Here is an 18,962-nt window from a genome sequence, read left to right on the forward strand (position 1 = left end):
AAGAACGGGGAAAGCCCATGCCGACGGAACGCTTTCAATTCACCGGCGAAGGCGGCCATCAGCTCGCGGCCGCGCTGGAACTGCCGGATGGCGAGCCCACAGCCTTCGCGCTGTTCGCGCATTGTTTCACCTGCGGCAAAGACACGCTCGCCGCAAACCGCATCTCAGTCGCGCTCGCCGCCAAACGCATCGCGGTGCTGCGCTTCGACTTCACCGGGCTTGGCTCCAGTGAAGGCGAATTTGCCAATTCGACGTTCTCCTCCAACGTCGCCGATCTTGTGCGCGCAGCCGATCATCTGCGCGCAACGCGCAAGGCGCCTTCGATCTTGATCGGCCACAGCCTTGGCGGTGCCGCTATCCTTGCGGCGGCCGGGAACATTCCTGAAGCCAAGGCGGTCGTGACCATCGCAGCGCCGTCCGATCCGGCGCATGTCACAGGCCTGTTCAAAGAGCATCTCGACAACATCCGCACGCAGGGGGAAGTCGAGGTCTCGCTCGTCGGCCGCCCGTTCCGGATCAAGCGCGAATTCCTCGACGACGTCGCCGAACACAAGCTGATGAATGACATTACTGGCCTGCACAAGGCGTTGCTGGTGATGCAGTCCCCCGTCGACGACACCGTCGGCATCGACAATGCGACCAGGATTTTCGTGGCGGCGAAACATCCCAAGAGCTTCGTCTCACTCGACCACGCCGATCATCTGCTGACCAAGCCGGCCGATTCGCTCTACGCAGCCGACGTGATCGCTGCCTGGGCGAGCCGATATATCGACACGGCAAAGCCCGCAAACGCGATGGACGTCGCCGAGGAACCGCGGAAGGTCGTGGTCCAGGAGACCCGCAAGAGCAAGTTCAACCAGATCATCACCGTCGGGCCGCATCATCTGGTGGCGGACGAGCCGATCGCCGCTGGCGGCGAGGATGCCGGCCCCGGGCCATATGACTTCCTGCTCGCCGGTCTCGGCGCCTGCACCTCCATGACCATGCGCCTCTATGCCGACCGCAAGTCGCTGCCGCTCGACCGCGTCACCGTCACGCTGAAGCATTCCAAGATTTACGCCAAGGATTGCGCGGAGTGCGAGACGCGGGACGGCATGCTCGACCAGATCGAGCGCGACATCGCAATCGACGGCGCGCTCGATGCCGACCAGCGCAAGAAACTGATGGAAATCGCCGACAAGTGCCCGGTGCACCGGACGCTGACCTCGGAGATCCGCATCGTCACGAAAGCGGTGGACTAGCGTTAGAAGCACGACGCCATCGTTCGCACTGCCGCACTGATCTCGCTCTCGCGCCAGGCCGCAAAGCCGAGCAGCAGGCCATGATCGCGCGGCTTGCCCAGTGCCAGGCTGGATAGAGGACGGGTTTCGACGCCCGCCTCGACGAGCCGCTTGACCGCAGCCTGATCGGCACGTCCCCGTTTGAGGCGGGCGACGAGCTGGATGCCGCCGGACGGCACCTCGACCGAGAGCACCTCGCCGAGATGGCGCTCCAGTCCCTCGGCGAGGTGATCACGGCGCGCGTGATAGAGCCGGCGCATCCGACGCAGATGCGCCAAAAAATGCCCGTCGGCGATAAACTCGGCGAGCGCTTCCTGGATGTGACTGGAAGCGATCAACCCAATGTGCCGCTGTGCGATCTCGAATGTGCTGACCAGCGCCGGTGGAACCACGAGATAGCCGAGCCGGATATCCGACGTCATCGCCTTCGAGAACGTGCCGACATAAAACACGCGACCATGGGTATCGAGCCCCTGCAAGGCCGGCACCGGCCGGCTGTCATAGTGGAATTCACCGTCATAATCGTCCTCGACGATCCAGGTCTTGCCGGGCCTGCTTGACCCGAGAAACTCGGTGCGGCGGGCCAGCGACATCAGCCGTCCGGTCGGATGCTGGTGCGACGGCGTCATGAAGACGAGCTTGGGCACGCCCATTCCCGGCATCCGCTGCATGCCCTGCTCGTCGAGTCTAATACCGGTCACGCGCGCGCCAGATGCACGGAAGGCGGCCGCGGCGCCGGGATAGCCGGGATCCTCGACCCAGACGCCGTCGCCCGGCGCAATGAGCGCAGCCGCAATCAAGGTCAGCGCGGCCTGTGCGCTTGGCAGGATCATAATTTGGTCGGCCGTGGCGCGAACGCCTCTGCTGGTCGCGAGATAATGCGCCAACGCCTCGCGCAGGCGTGTGCGGTTGACCGGACCAAGCTCGCGCCTGGCCGCGCGCACGGCGCTGCGGCGCAGGCAACGCGCCCACACCTCGTTCGGAAACTCCCTGAAATCGCCATGCCCCGGACGCAACGGCTTGAGCGGAGCCTGATAGGACATCGGCCAGTCCGTCTGCTTGAGCCTGGATGCCCAAGGCGAGAGCTGCGGCTTGACGGCGCGAACACGCGAAGCCACGGCGCCCGCTCTTTCGATGCGCTCAGCACCATCGACCGTAACCACAGGACGACGTCCGCGCGACGCCTCAAGATAGCCTTCGGCAGCGAGCTGCTCGAACGCGTAAGTCACCGTGTTGCGCGAAACGCCGAGATCGTTCGCTAGCCGGCGGCTCGACGGCAGCGCGCGGCCTTTGGCGAGGCGGCCGGTCGAGATCAGGTTTCGGAGCTGGCTGGTCAGCTGGGCCACCAGCCCCTCTTCATCGGTCCGGTTCAGGCCGATCAAACCGGAGATCATGCTTTCCGAGACTGGCACTTCATTCGTCTCCGATCTGGCACTTTTTCAGGTACCAGCCAGGATGCTATCTCGCAGACCACACCGCTTCAAGGATTCTGCGATGAACTCTACCCTCTCTCCCCGCACAGCCGTCGGCCTGTTCCTTATCGTCGTGCTGGCCTGGGGCGTGAACTGGTCGATGACGAAGCAGCTCGTCCAATTCCTTCCGCCGCTGTGGACGTCGGCGATCCGGAGCTGGATCGCGCTGGCTGGATTGTTCGTGATCCTCGGACTGAGCAACAATCTGGTGATCCCGGAGCGGCGAGACATTCCCGTGGTCCTCAGCGTGGCGCTGCTGCACATGACGCTGTTCTCGGTCCTGGTCGCGACGGGCCTCCGTTTTCTGCCCGCAAGCAAGGGCATTGTGCTCGGCTACACCACGCCGCTCTGGGTCGCGATCGCAGCACCGTTGCTGGGGAAGGACACGCTGACTGCGCCAAAACTCGTCGGCGCCCTGCTTGGGCTGATCGGCCTTGCCGTGATCCTGAACCCAACCTCGATCGACTGGACTAATACCAATGTCGTGCTCGGCGCCGGCATGGTCATCCTCGCCGCGATCTCCTGGGCCGCGAACATCATCTATATCCGCGCGCATCGCTGGATCGCGTCCCCGCTTCAGCTGTTGATCTGGCAGGTGCTCGTGGCAACCATCGTGCTCACAGGGGCGGCGCTGATCACGGATGGCCTGCCGCACGCGGAATGGTCGTGGAGGCTCGTGCTGCTGTTCCTGTATTCCGGCCTGATCGGGACCGCGCTGGCCTATTGGGCGATGTCGATGGTCAACAAGAGCATCTCGGCGCTGACGACGGCGCTTGGCACCACCGGGACGCCGCTCGTCGGCATCGCCAGCGCGGCGATCCTGCTGGGCGAGCCGATCGACATGAGCCTTGTCATCGCAGCCGCGCTGATCGTGACCGGAATTGGCCTGGCGACGCTGGGCGACCGGCTGCTGCGCCGTCAGGCTACGGCGAGCGGTTGAACGCGCAAGCTACCGCGCAGGCCGGCCGTCGCGCCGAGCAGGATGCCGGCGACCGCAATGAACGAGCCCAGCGCGAGCGTCGAGATGCCGGTGAGCCCCTGCCCGATCGAGCAGCCAAACGCCATCACGCCGCCGATCCCCATCAGCGCGGCGCCACCGGCCGAACGCAGCATGTGGCGCGGCGAAGAATAGCCTTCGAGATGGAAGCGGCCCGTGGCAAGCGCGGTTATCAGGCTACCCGCGAAGACGCCGGCCACCGTCGCAATGCCGAAGTTTAGCGTCAGCCCGGTCGAAAGCATCGCATATTGCAGCGCATCGGCGATCGGCGCGATGAAAGTAAGCGAGGTCACCGGCACCGGATTGAAATCGTCAGCACCGAGATAGCCGGTGACGTACCAGCCGCCAGCGATGAGCAGACCGATGACGACGCCTGCCGTGATCTGACCGGGTGAGCGGCGGAACGCCGGATGTGCGAAGGCAAACAGAACCAGCGCGACGACGATCACCGCTGCCGCAAGCGCGCGGGAAACGGCTTCACCAAAACCAAGGGTCGCCAACAGTGTGGGCAGCGAATTTGCGCCGATGGTCGTTTGCGAAGCCTGAACCAGCGCAATGCGCGCCGGCGCGATCAGGCCTTTGAGCGCCATCTGCGCCGCAATGGCGAGCACGATCACGACGACGAAAGAGCGGAGATTGCCGCGACCGAGCAGCACCAGTGCGCGCGAACCGCAGCCGTTCGACAGCACCATCCCATAGCCGAACAGCAGTCCGCCGAAGAACAGCACCGGTACGGAGAATGTCTGTTGCAGATAGATCGACTTGCCGAGATCGACCATGCCGTTGCCCGCGAGGAACTGGCTTGCGGCGATGGCAACCGCAATCGCCAGCGCATAGGACCGTACCAGCCGGCCATCTCCCTCCGCCAGAAAGCCGCGCATGCTGCTCATCAGGCAGAAGCCGCTGAGCAGGCCAACGGCGCCGTAGACAAGGCCAATGACGAGGCCGGCAAGGATGACGAGTTGGGTCGGCTCCATCATTACGGCTTCAGGATCACACGATCTCGCGACGAGCCGGCGACTGCGACGTAGGCCTCCTTGGCGTGCTCGAGCGGATAGATCGCATTCGCCTTGATCCGGAACGGCTTCAGCTGGCCACAGGCAAAGCCGGCGTCGAGATCGCGCAGCACCGCGCCCGTCGCAACCGAGGAGAGCCCGAGCGTGTCGATGCCGACATAGGTGTGCTGTCCCCGATAGAATTCGAGAATGTTGAACTGCACGATGCGGTCGATCGCGGCGATCAGGATTTGGCGGCCGCGCAGCGCAAGCGATTTGTGCGCAGCCTGAAAATAGGGATCGCCGACCGTGTTGAAGACGATGTCGGCGCCCTTGCCGCCGGTCAATTCGTGCACGCGTGTGGCGACATCCGTTGCGGAAGCGTCGATCACCTCGATGGGCGCGTTGCTGTGACCTTCATAAGCTTCCGCCTTGCGCACCACGCCGACGACCTTCGCGCCCTGCCAGGTCGCGATCTGCACCGCGGCCTGGCCGACCTTGCCGTTGACGCCAAACACCAGAACGGTGTCTCCGGACTTGGGGATGCCGGCTCGGCGAAAGCCTTCCATTGCCGTGACGAAGGGCACGCCGATGCCCGCGGCCTCTTCCCAGGATACGCTCTTCGGCTTCTCCACGACCGCATCAGCTTCGACCACGAGATGGCTTGCGTGTGTGCCATCGCGGCGGATACCGAGATCACCGGAGGAGCCGAACACCTCGCGGCCGACCGTGCCGGCCGGCCCGTCGACCACCACGCCCGCATAGTCGCGACCGGGCGTGCGCGGGAACACGGCATAGGCCATCAGCCCCGTCGCAGCCTTGACGTCGGACGGATTGACGGCGGCGGCTTTCACCAAGATCAGAAGATCGTTCGGGCCGCGCGTGAGTGTATGATGTTCGACGCTGGGTGCAACCGCAGCGGCGTTCTCGGCCTTGCCGTTGAGGCGGACGCAGCGAGCCTCGACGGCTTTTGGATCGGCTGATGACATCGAAAGACCCACCATTTCTTGCGGGCCTTGTCGCCTTTGGGGCCGGTCAAGTCAATCCTTCGGCCGCTTGTCGTAGAGCCGCCTGGCCTTGCCGAGCGAGCGTTCCAGCGTGGTCGGCGCGACCACCTGCACCCTGGAGCTGATGCCGATCGTGTTCTTGATATGCATCGAGATTCGGTCGGCATGCTCGACGAGACCCCTTCCGTCCCAGCTTTCGGGCCGCGCCTCGGCGATGATGGTCAGTTCGTCCATGCGGCCTTCGCGGGTGAGTTCGAGGATGAAGTGGCCGCCGCACCAGTCGGTCGCGAGCAGCGCTTCCTCGATCTGGGTCGGAAACAGATTGACGCCGCGCAGGATGATCATGTCGTCGGAGCGGCCCGTGACCTTTTCCATCCGCCGCATCCCCGGCCGTGCCGTGCCCGGCAGCAGCCGGGTCAGGTCGCGGGTGCGATAGCGGATCACCGGGAAGGCTTCCTTGGTGAGCGAGGTGAAGACCAACTCGCCCTTCTCGCCGTCGGGCAGCACCGCGCCCGTTTGGGGATCGATCACCTCGGGGTAGAAGTGGTCCTCCCAGATGTGCAGGCCGTCCTTGGTCTCGATGCATTCTTGCGCAACGCCGGGCCCGATCACTTCGGAGAGGCCATAAATGTCGGTCGCATCCATATCAAAGGCGTCCTCGATCTCGCCGCGCATCGCATTGGTCCAGGGCTCGGCACCGAAGATGCCGACCTTGAGCGAGCACTGCCGCGGATCGAGCTTCTGACGCTTGAACTCGTCCAGGATCGCCAGCATGTAGCTCGGAGTCACCGTGATGATGTCGGGCCTGAAGTCGTTGATGAGTTGCACCTGCCGCTCGGTCATGCCGCCGGAAATCGGCACTACCGTGCAGCCGAGTTTTTCGGCGCCGTAATGTACGCCAAGCCCGCCGGTGAAGAGGCCATAGCCATAGGCATTATGGATGATCATGCCGGTGCGGCCGCCGGCAGCTCGGATCGAGCGCGCCATCACCTCCGACCAGGTGTCGATATCGCGTTGCGTGTAACCCACCACAATCGGTTTGCCCGTCGTGCCGGAGGACGCATGCACACGCACCAGTTTTTCACGCGGCACGGCAAACATGTTGAAGGGGTAATTGTCGCGGAGATCCGTCTTCACGGTGAACGGAAATTTTGCGAGATCAGAAAGCTCGCGAAGATCGGACGGATGCACGCCAGCCTTGTCAAAAGCCTTGCGATAATGCGCGACGTTGTCATAGGCGTGCTTGAGCGACCAGGCCAGCCGCTGCTTCTGCAGCGCCATGATCTCGTCGCGCGAGGCGCGCTCCTGCGCGTCCAGCTCGGCACTATAGTTCCGGCCGCCTTCCTTCAGCTTCGTCGAAGCCATTCTCGTTTCCCCACATCGATTTGTTCTTCGTTTATTGACCTTGCGCCGGCAGCCACGCGCCGGGAATGACACGCGAATGCCCGCGAAATTCGGCGATAACGGTGTCGCCGGCGGTGACGCGCACGTCGTAGATGCCGGAGCGGCCACCACGGGTGACTTCTCGCGCCTTCGCGACGAGGCGGTCGCCGAGCCTGCCCGGCTTGATGAAAGTGATCTGACCCTGTGCGGCCACGACTCGATCGTTGTGCGAATTGCAGGCAAAGGCGAACGCGGAATCGGCGAGCGTGAAGATGAAGCCGCCATGGGCAATGCGCTGGCCGTTGACCATGTCCGGCCGCACCGTCATGGCAAGCGTCGCGAAACCCGGACCGACCTCGACGATCTCCATGCCGAGACCCTTGGAGGCGTCATCCTCCGCCAACATCGCATCGGCGCAGGCGCGGGCAATATCCTCAGGCGACAGGGCGGCTTTGACGTTCACGCGCTTCTCCCGGCAAGATGCTTGCTCATGATGTTCTGCTGGTTGGCCAACACTGTCAAACGTGGTCGTAGTCGACGACGACCCGCTCCGACGATGGCTTGGCCTGACAGGTGAGAACAAAACCGGCCTTCAGCTCCCAGGGCTCCAGCGAATAATTGAGGTCCATCGGGGCCTCGCCCTCGACCAGTTTTGCGCGGCAGGTCGAGCACATGCCGCCCTTGCAGGCGAAGGGAAGGTCGACGCCGGCGCGCAGCGCGGCATCGAGGATCGCCTCGTCCTCGGCGACCGGCACGTCGCGACGTTTGCCATCGATGATCAGGGAGGCAATCGCCTTTGGTGGCGCGTCGGGAGCGACGACTTTCTTCGGCCGCGGCTTGCCGCCGAATTCGGAGACGAACCGTTCAACGTGAATGCGCTCCTCCGTGATCCCGAGGCCGCGGCACGCCGCGTCGACGTCCTCGCTCATGCCGGACGGACCGCAGATGAAGACGTGGTCGACGCTTTCGGCCGGCACCAGCGAGCGCAACAGCACCCTTACCTTGTCGCCGTCGAGCCGGCCATGCAGGATCGGAATGTCCTGCTCCTCGCCGGAGATGACGTGGAAGATCGAGAGGCGGTCGATGAAACGGTCCTTCAACTCCTCGAGCGCCTCGAGGAACATGATGTTGTCGGTCGCGCGGTTGCCGTAGAACAGGAAGAAACGGCTATCGGGCTCGCGCGCCAGCACACCCTTCACGATCGACAGGATCGGCGTGATGCCGGAGCCGGCTGCGAAGCCGACATGGATACGTCCGGCATCGACCAGCGGGACCACGCCAAAACGCCCGGTCGGCGTCATCACATCGAGCTCGTCGCCGCGTTTCAACTCGTCCGCTGCCCAGCTCGAGAACGCACCGCCGTCGACCTTCTTCACGGCAATGCGGATCTCGCCGTCGTCAGGGCCCGAACAGATGGAATAGGAGCGGCGTACCTCCTCACCGTCGAGCATGGTCCGGAGCGTAAGGTACTGGCCGGGGCTGAAAGCATAGTCATCAGCAAGCTCGCGCGGAATGGTGAAGGTCATCGAAACGGCGTCCGACGCCTCGCGACGGAGATCGTTGATGGCGAGGCGATGGAAGCGCGGTGCGGCTGCTGACATGGTCAATGACACTTGAAGTAATCGAAGGGTTCGCGGCAGGCCTTGCAGCGCCACAGGGCTTTGCAGGAGGTCGAGCCGAATTCGGACAAGACTTCCGTATTCCCTGAGCCACATTGCGGGCACGTGACGGCCTGCTCGCCGAACAGCGCGCGGCGTGAGTTCGAGGCTTGCGGCGGCGCGATACCGTAGGCGCGCAGCTTGCGGCGACCCTCCTCGCTCATCCAGTCCGTGGTCCAGGCCGGCGACAGCATGGTGTGGACTTTCGGCTGACGAAAGCCCGCGCGCTCCAACGCGATCTCGATTTCCAACGCGATCATATTCATCGCAGGGCAGCCCGAATAGGTTGGCGTAATCGCGACCTCGACATGATCGCCATCAACAGAGACGTCCCGGAGCACGCCGAGATCGGCGATGGTCAGCACCGGAATTTCCGGATCGACCACGCTTGCCGCGGCGTCCCAGGCACGCCGGCGCAACTCGCTATCAGGCTCCAGCACCGTCACCATGTCTGCCCCGGGAAGGTACGCTGCATCGATTGCAGCTCGGACAGGAGATGGCCGAGATGCTCGCTGTGGCGGCCGGCGCGGCCGCCCTGCTGCATCCAGCCGTTCTGCGGCAAGGCCAACGTCGCTTCACTGATGACCTCAGAGAGCGTCGTCAGCCAGCGGCCACGCAAAGTCACTGGATCGACGGCGATGCCGGCATGGATCAGAGCGCGTTCGCCTTCATCTACGGCAAACATCTCGCCAGTAAAGGCCCAGAGGTGATCAATCGCGGCCTGCGCCCGTTGGTGGCTCTCGTCCGTGCCGTCGCCGAGCCGGATGATCCACTCCGAGGCATGGCGCAGATGATAGGCACTCTCCTTCTCCGACTTCGCAGCAATGGCCGCGAGCGTCGTATCCCGCGAACTCATCATCGCGCGCCAGTAAAGGTCGGCGAAGGCGGAATAGAAGAACTGCCGTACCAGGGTCTGGGCAAAGTCACCGTTCGGCTGCTCGACCAGCAGCAGATTGCGGTACTGCCGAACGTCGCGCAAATAAGCGAGCTTGTCCTCGTCGTTGTCCTTGCCTTCAGCCTTGGCGGCGTAGCTGTAGAGCTCGCGGGCCTGGCCAATCAGGTCGAGCGCGATGTTGGAGAGCGCCATGTCCTCTTCCATCATCGGCGCATGCCCGCACCATTCCGACAGCCGATGGCCGAGGATCAGCGCATCGTCGGCGCGACGCAGCGCGTAGAGCACCAGCGGCGTCTCGGAAACCTGGATGTTGGCGGCTGGCATCACATATGCCCCACTTCCTCGGGCACTTCATAGAATGTCGGATGCCGGTAGATCTTCGATTCCGCCGGCTCGAACATCATGCCCTTCTCGGCCGGATCGCTCGCGGTGATCGCGGTCGACGGCACGACCCAGATTGAGAGCCCCTCCCCGCGGCGAGTGTAGATGTCGCGGGCGGCCTGCAAGGCCATGGTCGTGTCGCTCGCATGCAGCGAGCCGACATGCTTGTGCGCGAGCCCGTTGCGGCTGCGAATGAAGACTTCCCACAGCGGCGTATTCGGCGTGGCCATCGTAATCTCCCTATTCCGCGGCTTGTGCGGTCCGACGCTGCGCGCGCTTGGCGGCATAGGCGGCGGCTGCCTCACGCACCCAGGCGCCCTCGTCATGCGACTTGCGGCGGGTGGTCATGCGGTCGCGATTGCAGGGGCCGTTGCCGGCGAGCACCTGCTTGAACTCGGCCCAGTCGATGTCGCTGTAGCGCCAGTGGCCTTCCGCATCCCTAGTCATTCCGGGATCGGGAATGGTGAGGCCGAGATATTGCGCCTGCGGCACGGTGGCATCGACGAACTTCTGACGCAGCTCGTCATTGGAGAAGCGCTTGATCTTCCACTTCGTCGAAATGTCGCTGTGCTGGCTCGTCGCGTCCGGCGGGCCGAACATCATCAGCACCGGCCACCACCAACGTTCCAGCGCATCCTGCGCCATCGCCTTCTGCTCGTCCGAGCCGCGGCACAGCGTCAGCATGATCTCGTAGCCCTGGCGCTGATGGAATGATTCCTCCTTGCAGACGCGGATCATCGCGCGCGCATAGGGACCATAGGAGCAGCGGCACAGCGGAATCTGGTTCATGATCGCGGCGCCGTCGACCAGCCAGCCGATGGTGCCGATGTCAGCCCAGGTCAGCGTGGGATAGTTGAAGATCGAGGAATATTTGGCTTTGCCTGCGAGCATCGCGTCGACCAACTCCTCGCGCGACGTGCCGAGCGTCTCGGCGGCGGCGTAGAGATAAAGTCCGTGGCCGCATTCATCCTGCACCTTCGCCAGCAGCGCTGCCTTGCGCCGCAGCGATGGCGCGCGCGTGATCCAGTTGCCTTCGGGCAGCATGCCGACGATCTCGGAATGGGCGTGCTGGGAAATCTGGCGGGTGAGCGTCTTGCGATAGGCCGCCGGCATCCAGTCGTTCGGCTCGATGCGCTCTTCGGCATCGATGCGGGCCTGGAACTGCGCAGCTTTGGCCGCGTCCTCAAGACCGCGATCGTCGGTCTCGGCCGTGTTGAGCGCCTGGGTATACATGCGCATTCCTCCCGTTTTATTGGAAGGAAATATATAACATAAATTACTTCATGCAAGTTATTTCTGTAACATATAGATCAAGCCTCGAACCTCCTCTCCAGCAGCTTCCGGGCCGGCGGCAGTAGGCCCTTCTCGTTGGTTCCATGGCCATCAAGCCATTGTTCCGACGGGGCAAGCAGTGCGCGATAGATCTCGCCACAGAGCTCGCGGGCCGCCTTGCCCGGCCAATCCCCTGGCAGCAGGCTCTCGGGCAACAACGGATCGCGCAGCACCACGCGGCGGTAGTCGTGGATCAGAAGGATGCGGGCGGTGAAGGCGTCGGCCTCGGACAGATCCGCGCCGCGCGCGATCGCGGCGCGAAGCGGCTCGAACGTCTTCATGAATTTCAGATAGGCGTTAGCGGTGCGCTCCAGCGGCCAGCTCGCGCTAAGCAGACGGCGGCCGCTATCATCCTCGGCCGAAACTTCAAGGCGGATGGCACAAGCAGCCTCCTCCGGCACCGGAACACCCGACGGCGCGACCCAGACGCCCGGCAGCGGGCTACCGAAGCCGGCATTGCGGAGCGCGTCGCGCGAGGCATCGCGGTCCTCGCCATTGCCGATCAGGAGCAGCTCGAAGCGCCCGGTCCAGTCGGATGTCGGCGGATCATAGATGTGGCGCGTCGCGGCCTCGAACGTTTCGCGGCCCTTCTCGGCGAGACGATAAAAACTGTTGCGGCCGACCTTTTCGCGCGTCAGCCAGCCATCGGCAGCGAGGCGCGACATGGCGGTGCGCACCACGCCGGCATCGATGTCCAGGCTCTCGAAGAACGCCAGCAGCGTACCGAGCCAGACCGATCCCCCGCGCGGCACGATGGCGTCGCCGAACATGGTGATGACGATGGACCCCGTACGTGACGGCTCACGCTTGAACTGGTCGATGATGCGGGAGAGCGGATGCGCCATGCGCGAGGCATAGCGCGTTTGGTACGGGCGCGACAATGGACGGACGCGACGGCTGCCGTGACGCCGCTTCCTGTACTCCCTCTCCCCGTTCTTACGGGGAGAGGGGCTCTCTCCGCGAATGGGATGGCCGTGGGACCTGTCCCCCCTCACCCGGATCGCATCTCCGATGCGATCCGACCTCTCCCCGCAAGCGGTAGGGCAATCGCATATGGCAGTTTGCGCGATCGCAGCGCGCGCCTCGTCCTTCGAGACGACCGCTTCGCGGTCTCCTCAGGATGAGGCTAAGTGGCATTGGTGCTGGTCGAAACGACGGCCGCACACTCGGTCCTCATCCTGAGGGCCCGCCAACGGCGGGCGTCTCGAAGGATGGCTACGGGGGGAATCGCTCCCATATGCGATTGGCCTGCCGCAAGCGGGGCGAGGTGAAGAAGCGCGCTACCTATGCGGATCGGGATACGCGAGACTGCGCCAGCCGCTGCGGTCGAACGGCCGCCACTGGCCTTCCTTCTGCGCGAGGCGGTCGGCGACGGCGTAGACGACTGCAGGATGGTGGCCCATGCCGCAATGACTGCTTTCGACCTCAATGCTTTCGGTCTGCGCACCGGTCTTCTCCATGCAGCCCTGCCAGGCGCAGACGCCGTCGGTACGGCTAAAGATGGCGGTGGTCGGCACCGGCGGAGGGACGGCGAGATCGCCACCGAACTCCGGGTCGACCTCGTCGGACTTCCGCCCGCTCGCCCATTCATAGACGCGCCAGGCATTGGTCGAACGGGGGTTACCCGCGAAGGGGCTGCCGAGCGTGATCACCTGACGCACGCGGTCGGGCATCATCTTGGCGAGCTGACGTGCATAGAGGCCGCCGAGGCTCCAGCCAACCAGACTGATCTTGCGGCCATGCTTGTCGCTGAGCTCCTCGACCAGATCGACCATCGCATGCTGCACGCCGTCACGCAGACCGTAATTGCGGCCCTGACGCCAACCGCTTACCGCATAGCCCTTGCTGGTCAGAAAGGTGCGCAGCGCGCGCGTGGACTCGTCGGAGGCAACAAGGCCCGGCAACACGAGCACCGGATGCCCATCGCCGCGGGGCGCGAGGCTCAGCAGCGGCAATGCGCCGAGGAATGCGCCGAACTCGTGGATCGCGCGCCCTTCCAGAAACATCAGAGTACGGGACGGCGGACGCAGCGTGTGGGCAGTAGCGGTCATCAATGGATCCCCTGGGCAAGAATTCCTGAAAGCCCGCCGGCTGCGACGCCGGCAGTGGGCATGAATTCCAATACGCCGGCTTCTTGAACGTTCCGCAGCGCAACATGAATCAGCTAGGCGGCCGGTTCCGCACATTCAAGCGGGAGAGACGTAAGGCCACAATAGGCCCGCGCGTTAATGCTAACGGGCGTGACGCAAAAGTCACAACAATCGGAGCAGGAATTCTACGGAGTACAGCGTAAGTCCGGCGAGGCCGCCAATCAACGAGCCGTTGAAGCGGATGTATTGCAGGTCACGCCCGATGTTGATTTCGATCAGCGAAATCAGCTGCGCCATATCCCACGCCTTGACCTGATCGGAGATGAAGGTCGAGACGCCGCTCTTCTGGTCGGCCACGATGCTGCGCAGCACTGTCACCAAGCCCTTGTTGATGTCGCCGCGAAGTTCGGCGTCGCCGGCCAGCGCTTCGCCCGCCGAAACGAACATTCCGGCGAGATGGTGCTGCAGCACCTGCGTTTCGCCCGATGCACTGCGCTCAATGAACGAGCGCGTGTTGGCCCAGACGGTGCGAGCGAGATCGGCAAGCTCAGGCCGCGCCAGCAGATCGCGCTTCAGACCGTCGATGCGATCGATATAGGCCTGATCGGTGCCAAGGCGATCGACGAAGCTCAGCACCATGCGGTCAAACTCGCCACGGAACGGATGCTTGGGATCGCTGCGCACCTCATTGAAGAAGGCAGTCGCCGATGACACGATCTTGTTCACCAGAAACTTGTCGGCGCGATAGAGCCTAAGCAGGGTCGGCAATTCCGCGCGCACCTTCTCGCGGATCATCGCCATCGTCTCTGTCTGGTTCAACGTCTCGTGCATCACGCGCAGGAGGTCGTCGAACAGGATCTGATGCCGCCCCTCCGCCACGAAGCCGCGCAGCGTGCCGGCGGCGAGCGGCGCAAGGTCAATCGCCTGAATCTGAGAGGACATGCGGCGGATGATGAAGGTCATCAAGCCGGAGCTCTCGGTCGCGGAGACCGCCTCCGGCAACAGACGTAGCGCGAAGCGCGCAAGATCGTCGCTGCGCTTGCGATCACGCAGCCAGTCGGCAACGAAGGAGCCGAAATCGATCTCCCTCAGCTTGGCCTCGACGGGGCCTGCCTCGAGGAAATGCACCTGGATGAACTCGCCGAGTTTCTCGGCGATGCGGGCCTGGTTGCTCTGGATGATCGCAGTGTGCGGGATCGGCAGGCCCAGCGGCCGCTTGAACAGCGCGACCACGGCATACCAGTCGGCGAGGCCGCCGATGGTTGCGGCTTCCGCGAAGGCGGCGATGAAGCCGAACACGGGATGCACGGGGAGAAGCCATTTCGCGACGACGAACAGCAGAAGCGTTGAGGCCAGCACCAGCGTCGCCAGCGCTTTCACGCGGCGCAACTCGGCCGCACGTTCGGCATCGCCGGGAGTGTCGAAAGAGAAGCTGGCGGGTGGAGTCATCACTGCATCACCCTACCCGTCATTGCGGGCGAAGCGAAGCAATCCAGAGTCTTTCCGCGGAGAGGCTCTGGATTGCTTCGTCGCAAGGGCTCCTCGCAATGACGGCGGAGAGGATGACGGCCGCGGCGGCGCAAAAACAAAAGGCCCGCCGAAGCGGGCCTCAAATTTCAGTTTGTGCTCAGGGCGCCAGATCAGGCGGTCTTGTTGTAGACCTTGGCAAAGTTGTCCTGAGCGGACTTCGCGCCGTTGGCGGCGAGCTTGCCGAAATAGTCGGCGGTCGCCTTGGCGCGCGAGACGAACACTTCGCCGCGGGCACGGAGCATGCTCGACTGGATCTCGACGGCTTCGCTGAACGACTTGGCGGACGCGAGCTTGTCGATGCCCGAGAAGAACGCCTCGGCGTCCTCGTAGATCGCCTGCTGGATGTTGCGGCTGATCTTGCCGGCTTCAGTGACGGACTCGGTCACCGCGTTCTCGACCGCGGCGGTCACGCGCTCGGAGCCAGCGAAAGCCTCCGCAGCACGGTCCTTGGCGGTGTTGGCGGTCTTCTTCACGAATTCGCGGGCGGCCTCGGGAACTTCCAGGTTCTGGATGTTCTTGAACGCGTCCTTGAAGCCTTCGAAAGCGGTGTTGGTTTCGGTGGTCATTGGGGTCTCTCCATCCTCATTGGGTTGAGCTATGGGCTCACCCCGTCGGTTTTGGCCCGGGGCACGGCTTGTATGGCATCATTAATTGTGCGATGCAATATCAATGCTGCATCGCGATATCACGAAACCGTGAACAGACTTGATTGAAGGCAAACTGCTGCCTTCCTGGTCCCGTCTACTGTGCATGGGGTTGATTTTCAGTTTTTGGCTGCCGGGCCGGGCCGCTAGTGCTGGACGGCGCCCGGCAGCCCATAGGCCTCCATCTGGGCCTGGACCTGCGCGATGTTGTGCCCGAGCACGACAATGTCATGGGTCTTGCCGTCGACGTCCCGGACATGGTCGCGCAGCAGAGCCTCGGCTTTGAAGCCGAGGCTCTCAAACAGCGCGATCGCCGCCGGCTGGTCGACCGTCATCTGGACCGAGAGCTTTTCCAGCCCCGCGCCGAGCGCGAGCGCAAAGGTCTCCTGCGACAGCGCCTTCCCCACCCCCTTCCCACGCACGTCCTGCGACACGACCATGCGGATCTCGCCGACATGGGGCGACCAGGAGTGTGGATCGCGCACCAGCGTGCCGCAACCGACGACCTTGCCGTCCTTCACCGCGAGCAGGCTCTGAATCGCGCCGCGCTCGATCTCCTTGACCCAGGCTGACAACACCTTCGGCTCGCTGATGTTGCGCGGCAGGAACAACAGGTCATGGGTCGGCAGCCTCTTCCCGAAGGCGAGCACCGCGGCTTCATCCGCGGGCGACATCAGGCGGATCTCGATATCCCCCGCCTCGGTCTTGACGTGACGCGGATAGGAACGCTGCTCACTCATGTCGATCGTGTCCCCAGCCAGGAATCCAATTTCGGCCACAGCCGCTTCACCGCGTTGGCGCCGGCGACCAGCGAGACGTGACCGCCTTTCAGCATCACCTCTTCCATATCTGCGGAGCCGATCTTGGTGATCAGATGTTTTGCAGCATCGTACGGCACGATGTGATCGTGCTCGGCGACAGCGTGCAGGATCGGTACCTTGATGCTATCGAGCTTCGCCGCACGGCCGCCGACCGACATGGTGTCGTTGAACAGCTTGTTGTCCCACATCAGGTCCTTGGTGATGGTGCGGAAGTATTCGCCCGCGAGCGGCAGCGTGTCGGTCGCCCAGCGATCGAACATCCGGTAAGACTTCACGAACTCGTCGTTCCAGATGTTTTCCCAGAGCTGGATCTGGCTGACCGTGCGCGAAGCCGGGCGCAGCATCTCGAACGACGACAGGATCATCTCCGGCGGCACGTTGCCGACACTGTCGACGAGGCGGTCGACGTCGAAATAGCGTCGGTCGGAGAAATTCGAGAACAGCTTCATCTCGCGGAAGTCAATCGGCGTGGTGAAGCAGATCAGATTCTTCATCGGCCCGTCCGGGAAGATCGAGCCATAGAGCAACGACAAGACGCCGCCGAAGCAATAGCCGATGACGGAGACGTCCTGCTCGCCGGAATCGGCCTGCACGCGGCGGATGCAATCCGGGATGAAGTCGAGGACGTAGTCCTCCATCCGCAGGCTTTTCTCCTCCGGCCGCGGCGCGCTCCAGTCGAGCATGTAGACGTCGTAGCCACGCTTGAGCAGGAACTCGATGAAGCTCTGGCCGGGCACGAGATCGAGGATGTAGCCGCGATTGGTGGTCGCCATGACGACCAGCACCGGTACGCGGTAGATCTCGTCCGACATCGGCCGATAGTGATAGAGGCTCATCGTGCCGCGCGAATGCAGCACGTCCTTGGGCGTCGATCCGAGCGTGGGACCCGAGGTCGAGAGATATTCGGCGCCCTTGATGCTGCGCTGGATCGCACGCTGCACTTCGGACTGGATGCGCTCCGGGATCGCTGCGAAATCAAGTCCCGTCGGCGCGTTCATTTTTGCTCTCCGCCTTCGGATGGCGGACGTTTGGTACGCGGCGGTCGCGCTGCGACGCCCATCTGGGTCGCGCCCGAATTAGCCGCCATCTGGCTCAGCATCGACTTGATCTCGCCAATCTGACCTTCCATGGCTTGCAGCCGCTCGGCGATGCCGGTCATCTGCTCGCGGCTCGGCAGGTTCATCGAGAGCAGGTACTTCTCCATGAGATCGCCAAACTGCTTCTGCGCGCCCGCAGCAGCGCCGCCGGCACGATTCATGGCTTGGGAGAACTCGGGCGTCTCCATCGCCTTGGTGGCGAAGGAGTTGAAGCCCTTCTCCATGTCGCCGACCATCTTCTGCCACAAGGCGACAGGATCGGTGATCTTGTCGGTCATCAGCGTCCTCCCGATGTGGAGGGCTTGTGCCCTTCTTTTCCCGCCATACCACACCGTTGCGCGGTGCCGGTCAACCGGCAAGCGGCGGGTATCGTGCACACAGCTTCTTTGCCGCGGGAAACCGTGCGATACAGCATTGATCAAAATGCTAAGGGAACACGCCTGTGAACGCCCATCAGCCACCTCAGACTCTCCGCGCCAACGGTATCGACATCTGCTACGAGATTTTCGGCAACGACAATGCCGAGCCGCTGCTGCTGATCATGGGGCTCGGCGCGCAGATGATCCACTGGGACGATGCATTCTGCGAGCAGCTCGCCGCGCGTGGTTTTCGGGTGATCCGTTTCGACAATCGCGACATCGGCAAGTCGAGCCATCTCACCGGCGGCAAACGGCTGACACCGCTCGAGCTGCTGAAGCTCCGCTTCCTCAAGATTCCCGTGGCCGCAACCTACGAGCTGATCGACATGGCCAAGGACACAGTCGGTCTGATGGACGCCCTTGGCATCAAGTCGGCGCATCTCGTCGGCGCCTCCATGGGCGGCATGATCGCGCAAGAGGTGACGCTGTCGTTCCCCGAGCGCGTGCGTTCGCTGACCTCGATCATGTCGACGACCGGCAATCCGCGCGTGCCGCCGCCGACACGCGAGGCCGCCGCCATGCTGATGGCGCCGCCGCCGCGCAGCAAGGAAGAGTTCATCGCCCGCTTCGGCCAGACATGGAAAGTCTTGCGCGCCGGTTCCTTCCCTGAGGAAGAGGCGCTCGATCCAAGCCGTGCCGAACGCGTCTTTGCCCGCGGGCTCAATCCGGCGGGCGTCGGCCGGCAACTCCGCGCTGTGCTCGCCTCTGGCAGCCGCAAGGAGCGGCTGCATAGCGTAAAGATGCCAACGCTAGTCATCCACGGCACGGTCGATCCACTTGTCCGTCCCGAAGGTGGCAAGGACACGGCAGAGTCAATTCCGGGCGCAAAGCTGTTGATGATCGAGAACATGGGCCACGCGCTGCCGATGCGCTTCTGGCCCGAAATCATCGACGCCATCGACAAGCACGCGCATGGTGCAGCCGCCAAGGCGGCGTAGACCGGCTCTTCAAGCTGGGGAAC

Annotated in this window: 20 protein-coding genes; 3 read left to right on the top strand and 17 right to left on the bottom strand. The window is 63.6% G+C overall.

The genetic code is table 11. The features are described from left to right. The first annotated feature begins 17 nt into the window (after positions 1 to 17). Positions 18 to 1,241 carry a bifunctional alpha/beta hydrolase/OsmC family protein gene (locus tag ABIA96_RS01260; protein ID WP_354135200.1) on the top strand — a complete coding sequence of 408 codons (1,224 nt, stop codon included), beginning with the start codon at positions 18 to 20 and terminating at the stop codon, positions 1,239 to 1,241. Positions 1,242 to 1,243: 2 nt separating this feature from the next. Here the strand turns inward: ABIA96_RS01260 and pdxR are convergent, their stop codons facing one another. Beyond that, a complete protein-coding gene (gene pdxR, locus ABIA96_RS01265) occupies positions 1,244 to 2,674 on the bottom strand; it encodes a MocR-like pyridoxine biosynthesis transcription factor PdxR (protein WP_354135695.1) in 1,431 nt (476 codons plus the stop codon). A 100-nt stretch (positions 2,675 to 2,774) separates the two neighbouring features. Between pdxR and ABIA96_RS01270 the strand changes: the two genes are divergently transcribed. After that, the gene (locus tag ABIA96_RS01270) at positions 2,775 to 3,692 is read left to right on the top strand and encodes a DMT family transporter (protein ID WP_354135201.1); all 918 of its coding nucleotides are present in this window, start codon (positions 2,775 to 2,777) and stop codon (positions 3,690 to 3,692) included. Here the strand turns inward: ABIA96_RS01270 and ABIA96_RS01275 are convergent. From ABIA96_RS01275 to ABIA96_RS01350, 16 genes are all read right to left on the bottom strand, one after another. Continuing rightward, positions 3,671 to 4,726, bottom strand: a complete 1,056-nt coding sequence (locus ABIA96_RS01275) for a YeeE/YedE family protein (RefSeq protein WP_354135696.1) — start codon at positions 4,724 to 4,726, stop codon at positions 3,671 to 3,673. The two genes, ABIA96_RS01270 and ABIA96_RS01275, sit on opposite strands and share 22 nt — an antisense overlap. A gap of 2 nt (positions 4,727 to 4,728) precedes the next feature. After that, positions 4,729 to 5,733, bottom strand: coding sequence for a quinone oxidoreductase family protein (locus tag ABIA96_RS01280; protein WP_354135202.1), 1,005 nt, complete (start codon positions 5,731 to 5,733; stop codon positions 4,729 to 4,731). Between the two features lie 51 nt (positions 5,734 to 5,784). Continuing rightward, on the bottom strand, positions 5,785 to 7,116 hold the full coding sequence (gene paaK, locus ABIA96_RS01285; RefSeq protein ID WP_354135203.1) for a phenylacetate--CoA ligase PaaK: 1,332 nt from the start codon (positions 7,114 to 7,116) through the stop codon (positions 5,785 to 5,787). A gap of 31 nt (positions 7,117 to 7,147) precedes the next feature. Next, a complete protein-coding gene (gene paaI / locus ABIA96_RS01290; RefSeq protein ID WP_354135204.1) occupies positions 7,148 to 7,597 on the bottom strand; it encodes a hydroxyphenylacetyl-CoA thioesterase PaaI in 450 nt (149 codons plus the stop codon). A gap of 55 nt (positions 7,598 to 7,652) precedes the next feature. Next, positions 7,653 to 8,735, bottom strand: a complete 1,083-nt coding sequence (paaE, locus tag ABIA96_RS01295; protein WP_354135205.1) for a 1,2-phenylacetyl-CoA epoxidase subunit PaaE — start codon at positions 8,733 to 8,735, stop codon at positions 7,653 to 7,655. A gap of 2 nt (positions 8,736 to 8,737) precedes the next feature. Further along, positions 8,738 to 9,241 (bottom strand): 1,2-phenylacetyl-CoA epoxidase subunit PaaD, encoded by a 504-nt coding sequence (paaD, locus tag ABIA96_RS01300; protein ID WP_354135206.1) that lies wholly within the window; start codon positions 9,239 to 9,241, stop codon positions 8,738 to 8,740. Further along, the gene (paaC, locus tag ABIA96_RS01305) at positions 9,235 to 10,011 is read right to left on the bottom strand and encodes a 1,2-phenylacetyl-CoA epoxidase subunit PaaC (protein ID WP_354135207.1); all 777 of its coding nucleotides are present in this window, start codon (positions 10,009 to 10,011) and stop codon (positions 9,235 to 9,237) included. The genes paaD and paaC overlap by 7 nt, the downstream gene beginning before the upstream one ends. Then, on the bottom strand, positions 10,011 to 10,298 hold the full coding sequence (gene paaB, locus ABIA96_RS01310; RefSeq protein ID WP_211401400.1) for a 1,2-phenylacetyl-CoA epoxidase subunit PaaB: 288 nt from the start codon (positions 10,296 to 10,298) through the stop codon (positions 10,011 to 10,013). The genes paaC and paaB overlap by 1 nt, the downstream gene beginning before the upstream one ends. Positions 10,299 to 10,308: 10 nt before the next feature. Beyond that, positions 10,309 to 11,301: a 1,2-phenylacetyl-CoA epoxidase subunit PaaA gene (paaA, locus tag ABIA96_RS01315; RefSeq protein WP_354135208.1), complete on the bottom strand. Its 993-nt coding sequence runs from the start codon at positions 11,299 to 11,301 to the stop codon at positions 10,309 to 10,311. Positions 11,302 to 11,378: 77 nt separating this feature from the next. Beyond that, positions 11,379 to 12,245 carry a phenylacetic acid degradation operon negative regulatory protein PaaX gene (gene paaX / locus ABIA96_RS01320; RefSeq protein WP_354135209.1) on the bottom strand — a complete coding sequence of 289 codons (867 nt, stop codon included), beginning with the start codon at positions 12,243 to 12,245 and terminating at the stop codon, positions 11,379 to 11,381. Between the two features lie 435 nt (positions 12,246 to 12,680). Further along, positions 12,681 to 13,451: an esterase/lipase family protein gene (locus ABIA96_RS01325; protein ID WP_354135210.1), complete on the bottom strand. Its 771-nt coding sequence runs from the start codon at positions 13,449 to 13,451 to the stop codon at positions 12,681 to 12,683. A 201-nt stretch (positions 13,452 to 13,652) separates the two neighbouring features. Further along, the gene (locus ABIA96_RS01330; protein ID WP_354135211.1) at positions 13,653 to 14,939 is read right to left on the bottom strand and encodes a DUF445 domain-containing protein; all 1,287 of its coding nucleotides are present in this window, start codon (positions 14,937 to 14,939) and stop codon (positions 13,653 to 13,655) included. 191 nt (positions 14,940 to 15,130) lie between these two features. Continuing rightward, entirely contained in the window at positions 15,131 to 15,586 is a 456-nt protein-coding gene (locus ABIA96_RS01335) for a phasin (RefSeq protein WP_354135212.1), read from the bottom strand. Positions 15,587 to 15,810: 224 nt separating this feature from the next. Beyond that, on the bottom strand, positions 15,811 to 16,404 hold the full coding sequence (locus ABIA96_RS01340; protein WP_354135213.1) for a GNAT family N-acetyltransferase: 594 nt from the start codon (positions 16,402 to 16,404) through the stop codon (positions 15,811 to 15,813). Next, positions 16,401 to 17,483 carry an alpha/beta fold hydrolase gene (locus ABIA96_RS01345; RefSeq protein WP_354135214.1) on the bottom strand — a complete coding sequence of 361 codons (1,083 nt, stop codon included), beginning with the start codon at positions 17,481 to 17,483 and terminating at the stop codon, positions 16,401 to 16,403. Before ABIA96_RS01345 ends, ABIA96_RS01340 begins: the two co-directional genes overlap by 4 nt. After that, positions 17,480 to 17,860 (bottom strand): hypothetical protein, encoded by a 381-nt coding sequence (locus ABIA96_RS01350; protein WP_354135215.1) that lies wholly within the window; start codon positions 17,858 to 17,860, stop codon positions 17,480 to 17,482. The genes ABIA96_RS01345 and ABIA96_RS01350 overlap by 4 nt, the downstream gene beginning before the upstream one ends. Positions 17,861 to 18,024: 164 nt before the next feature. Between ABIA96_RS01350 and ABIA96_RS01355 the strand changes: the two genes are divergently transcribed. Beyond that, positions 18,025 to 18,939 (top strand): alpha/beta fold hydrolase, encoded by a 915-nt coding sequence (locus tag ABIA96_RS01355; protein WP_354135216.1) that lies wholly within the window; start codon positions 18,025 to 18,027, stop codon positions 18,937 to 18,939. Positions 18,940 to 18,962: the final 23 nt, after the last annotated feature.

It is taken from the genome of Bradyrhizobium sp. LB11.1 (assembly GCF_040549385.1).
GTDB lineage: Bacteria > Pseudomonadota > Alphaproteobacteria > Rhizobiales > Xanthobacteraceae > Bradyrhizobium.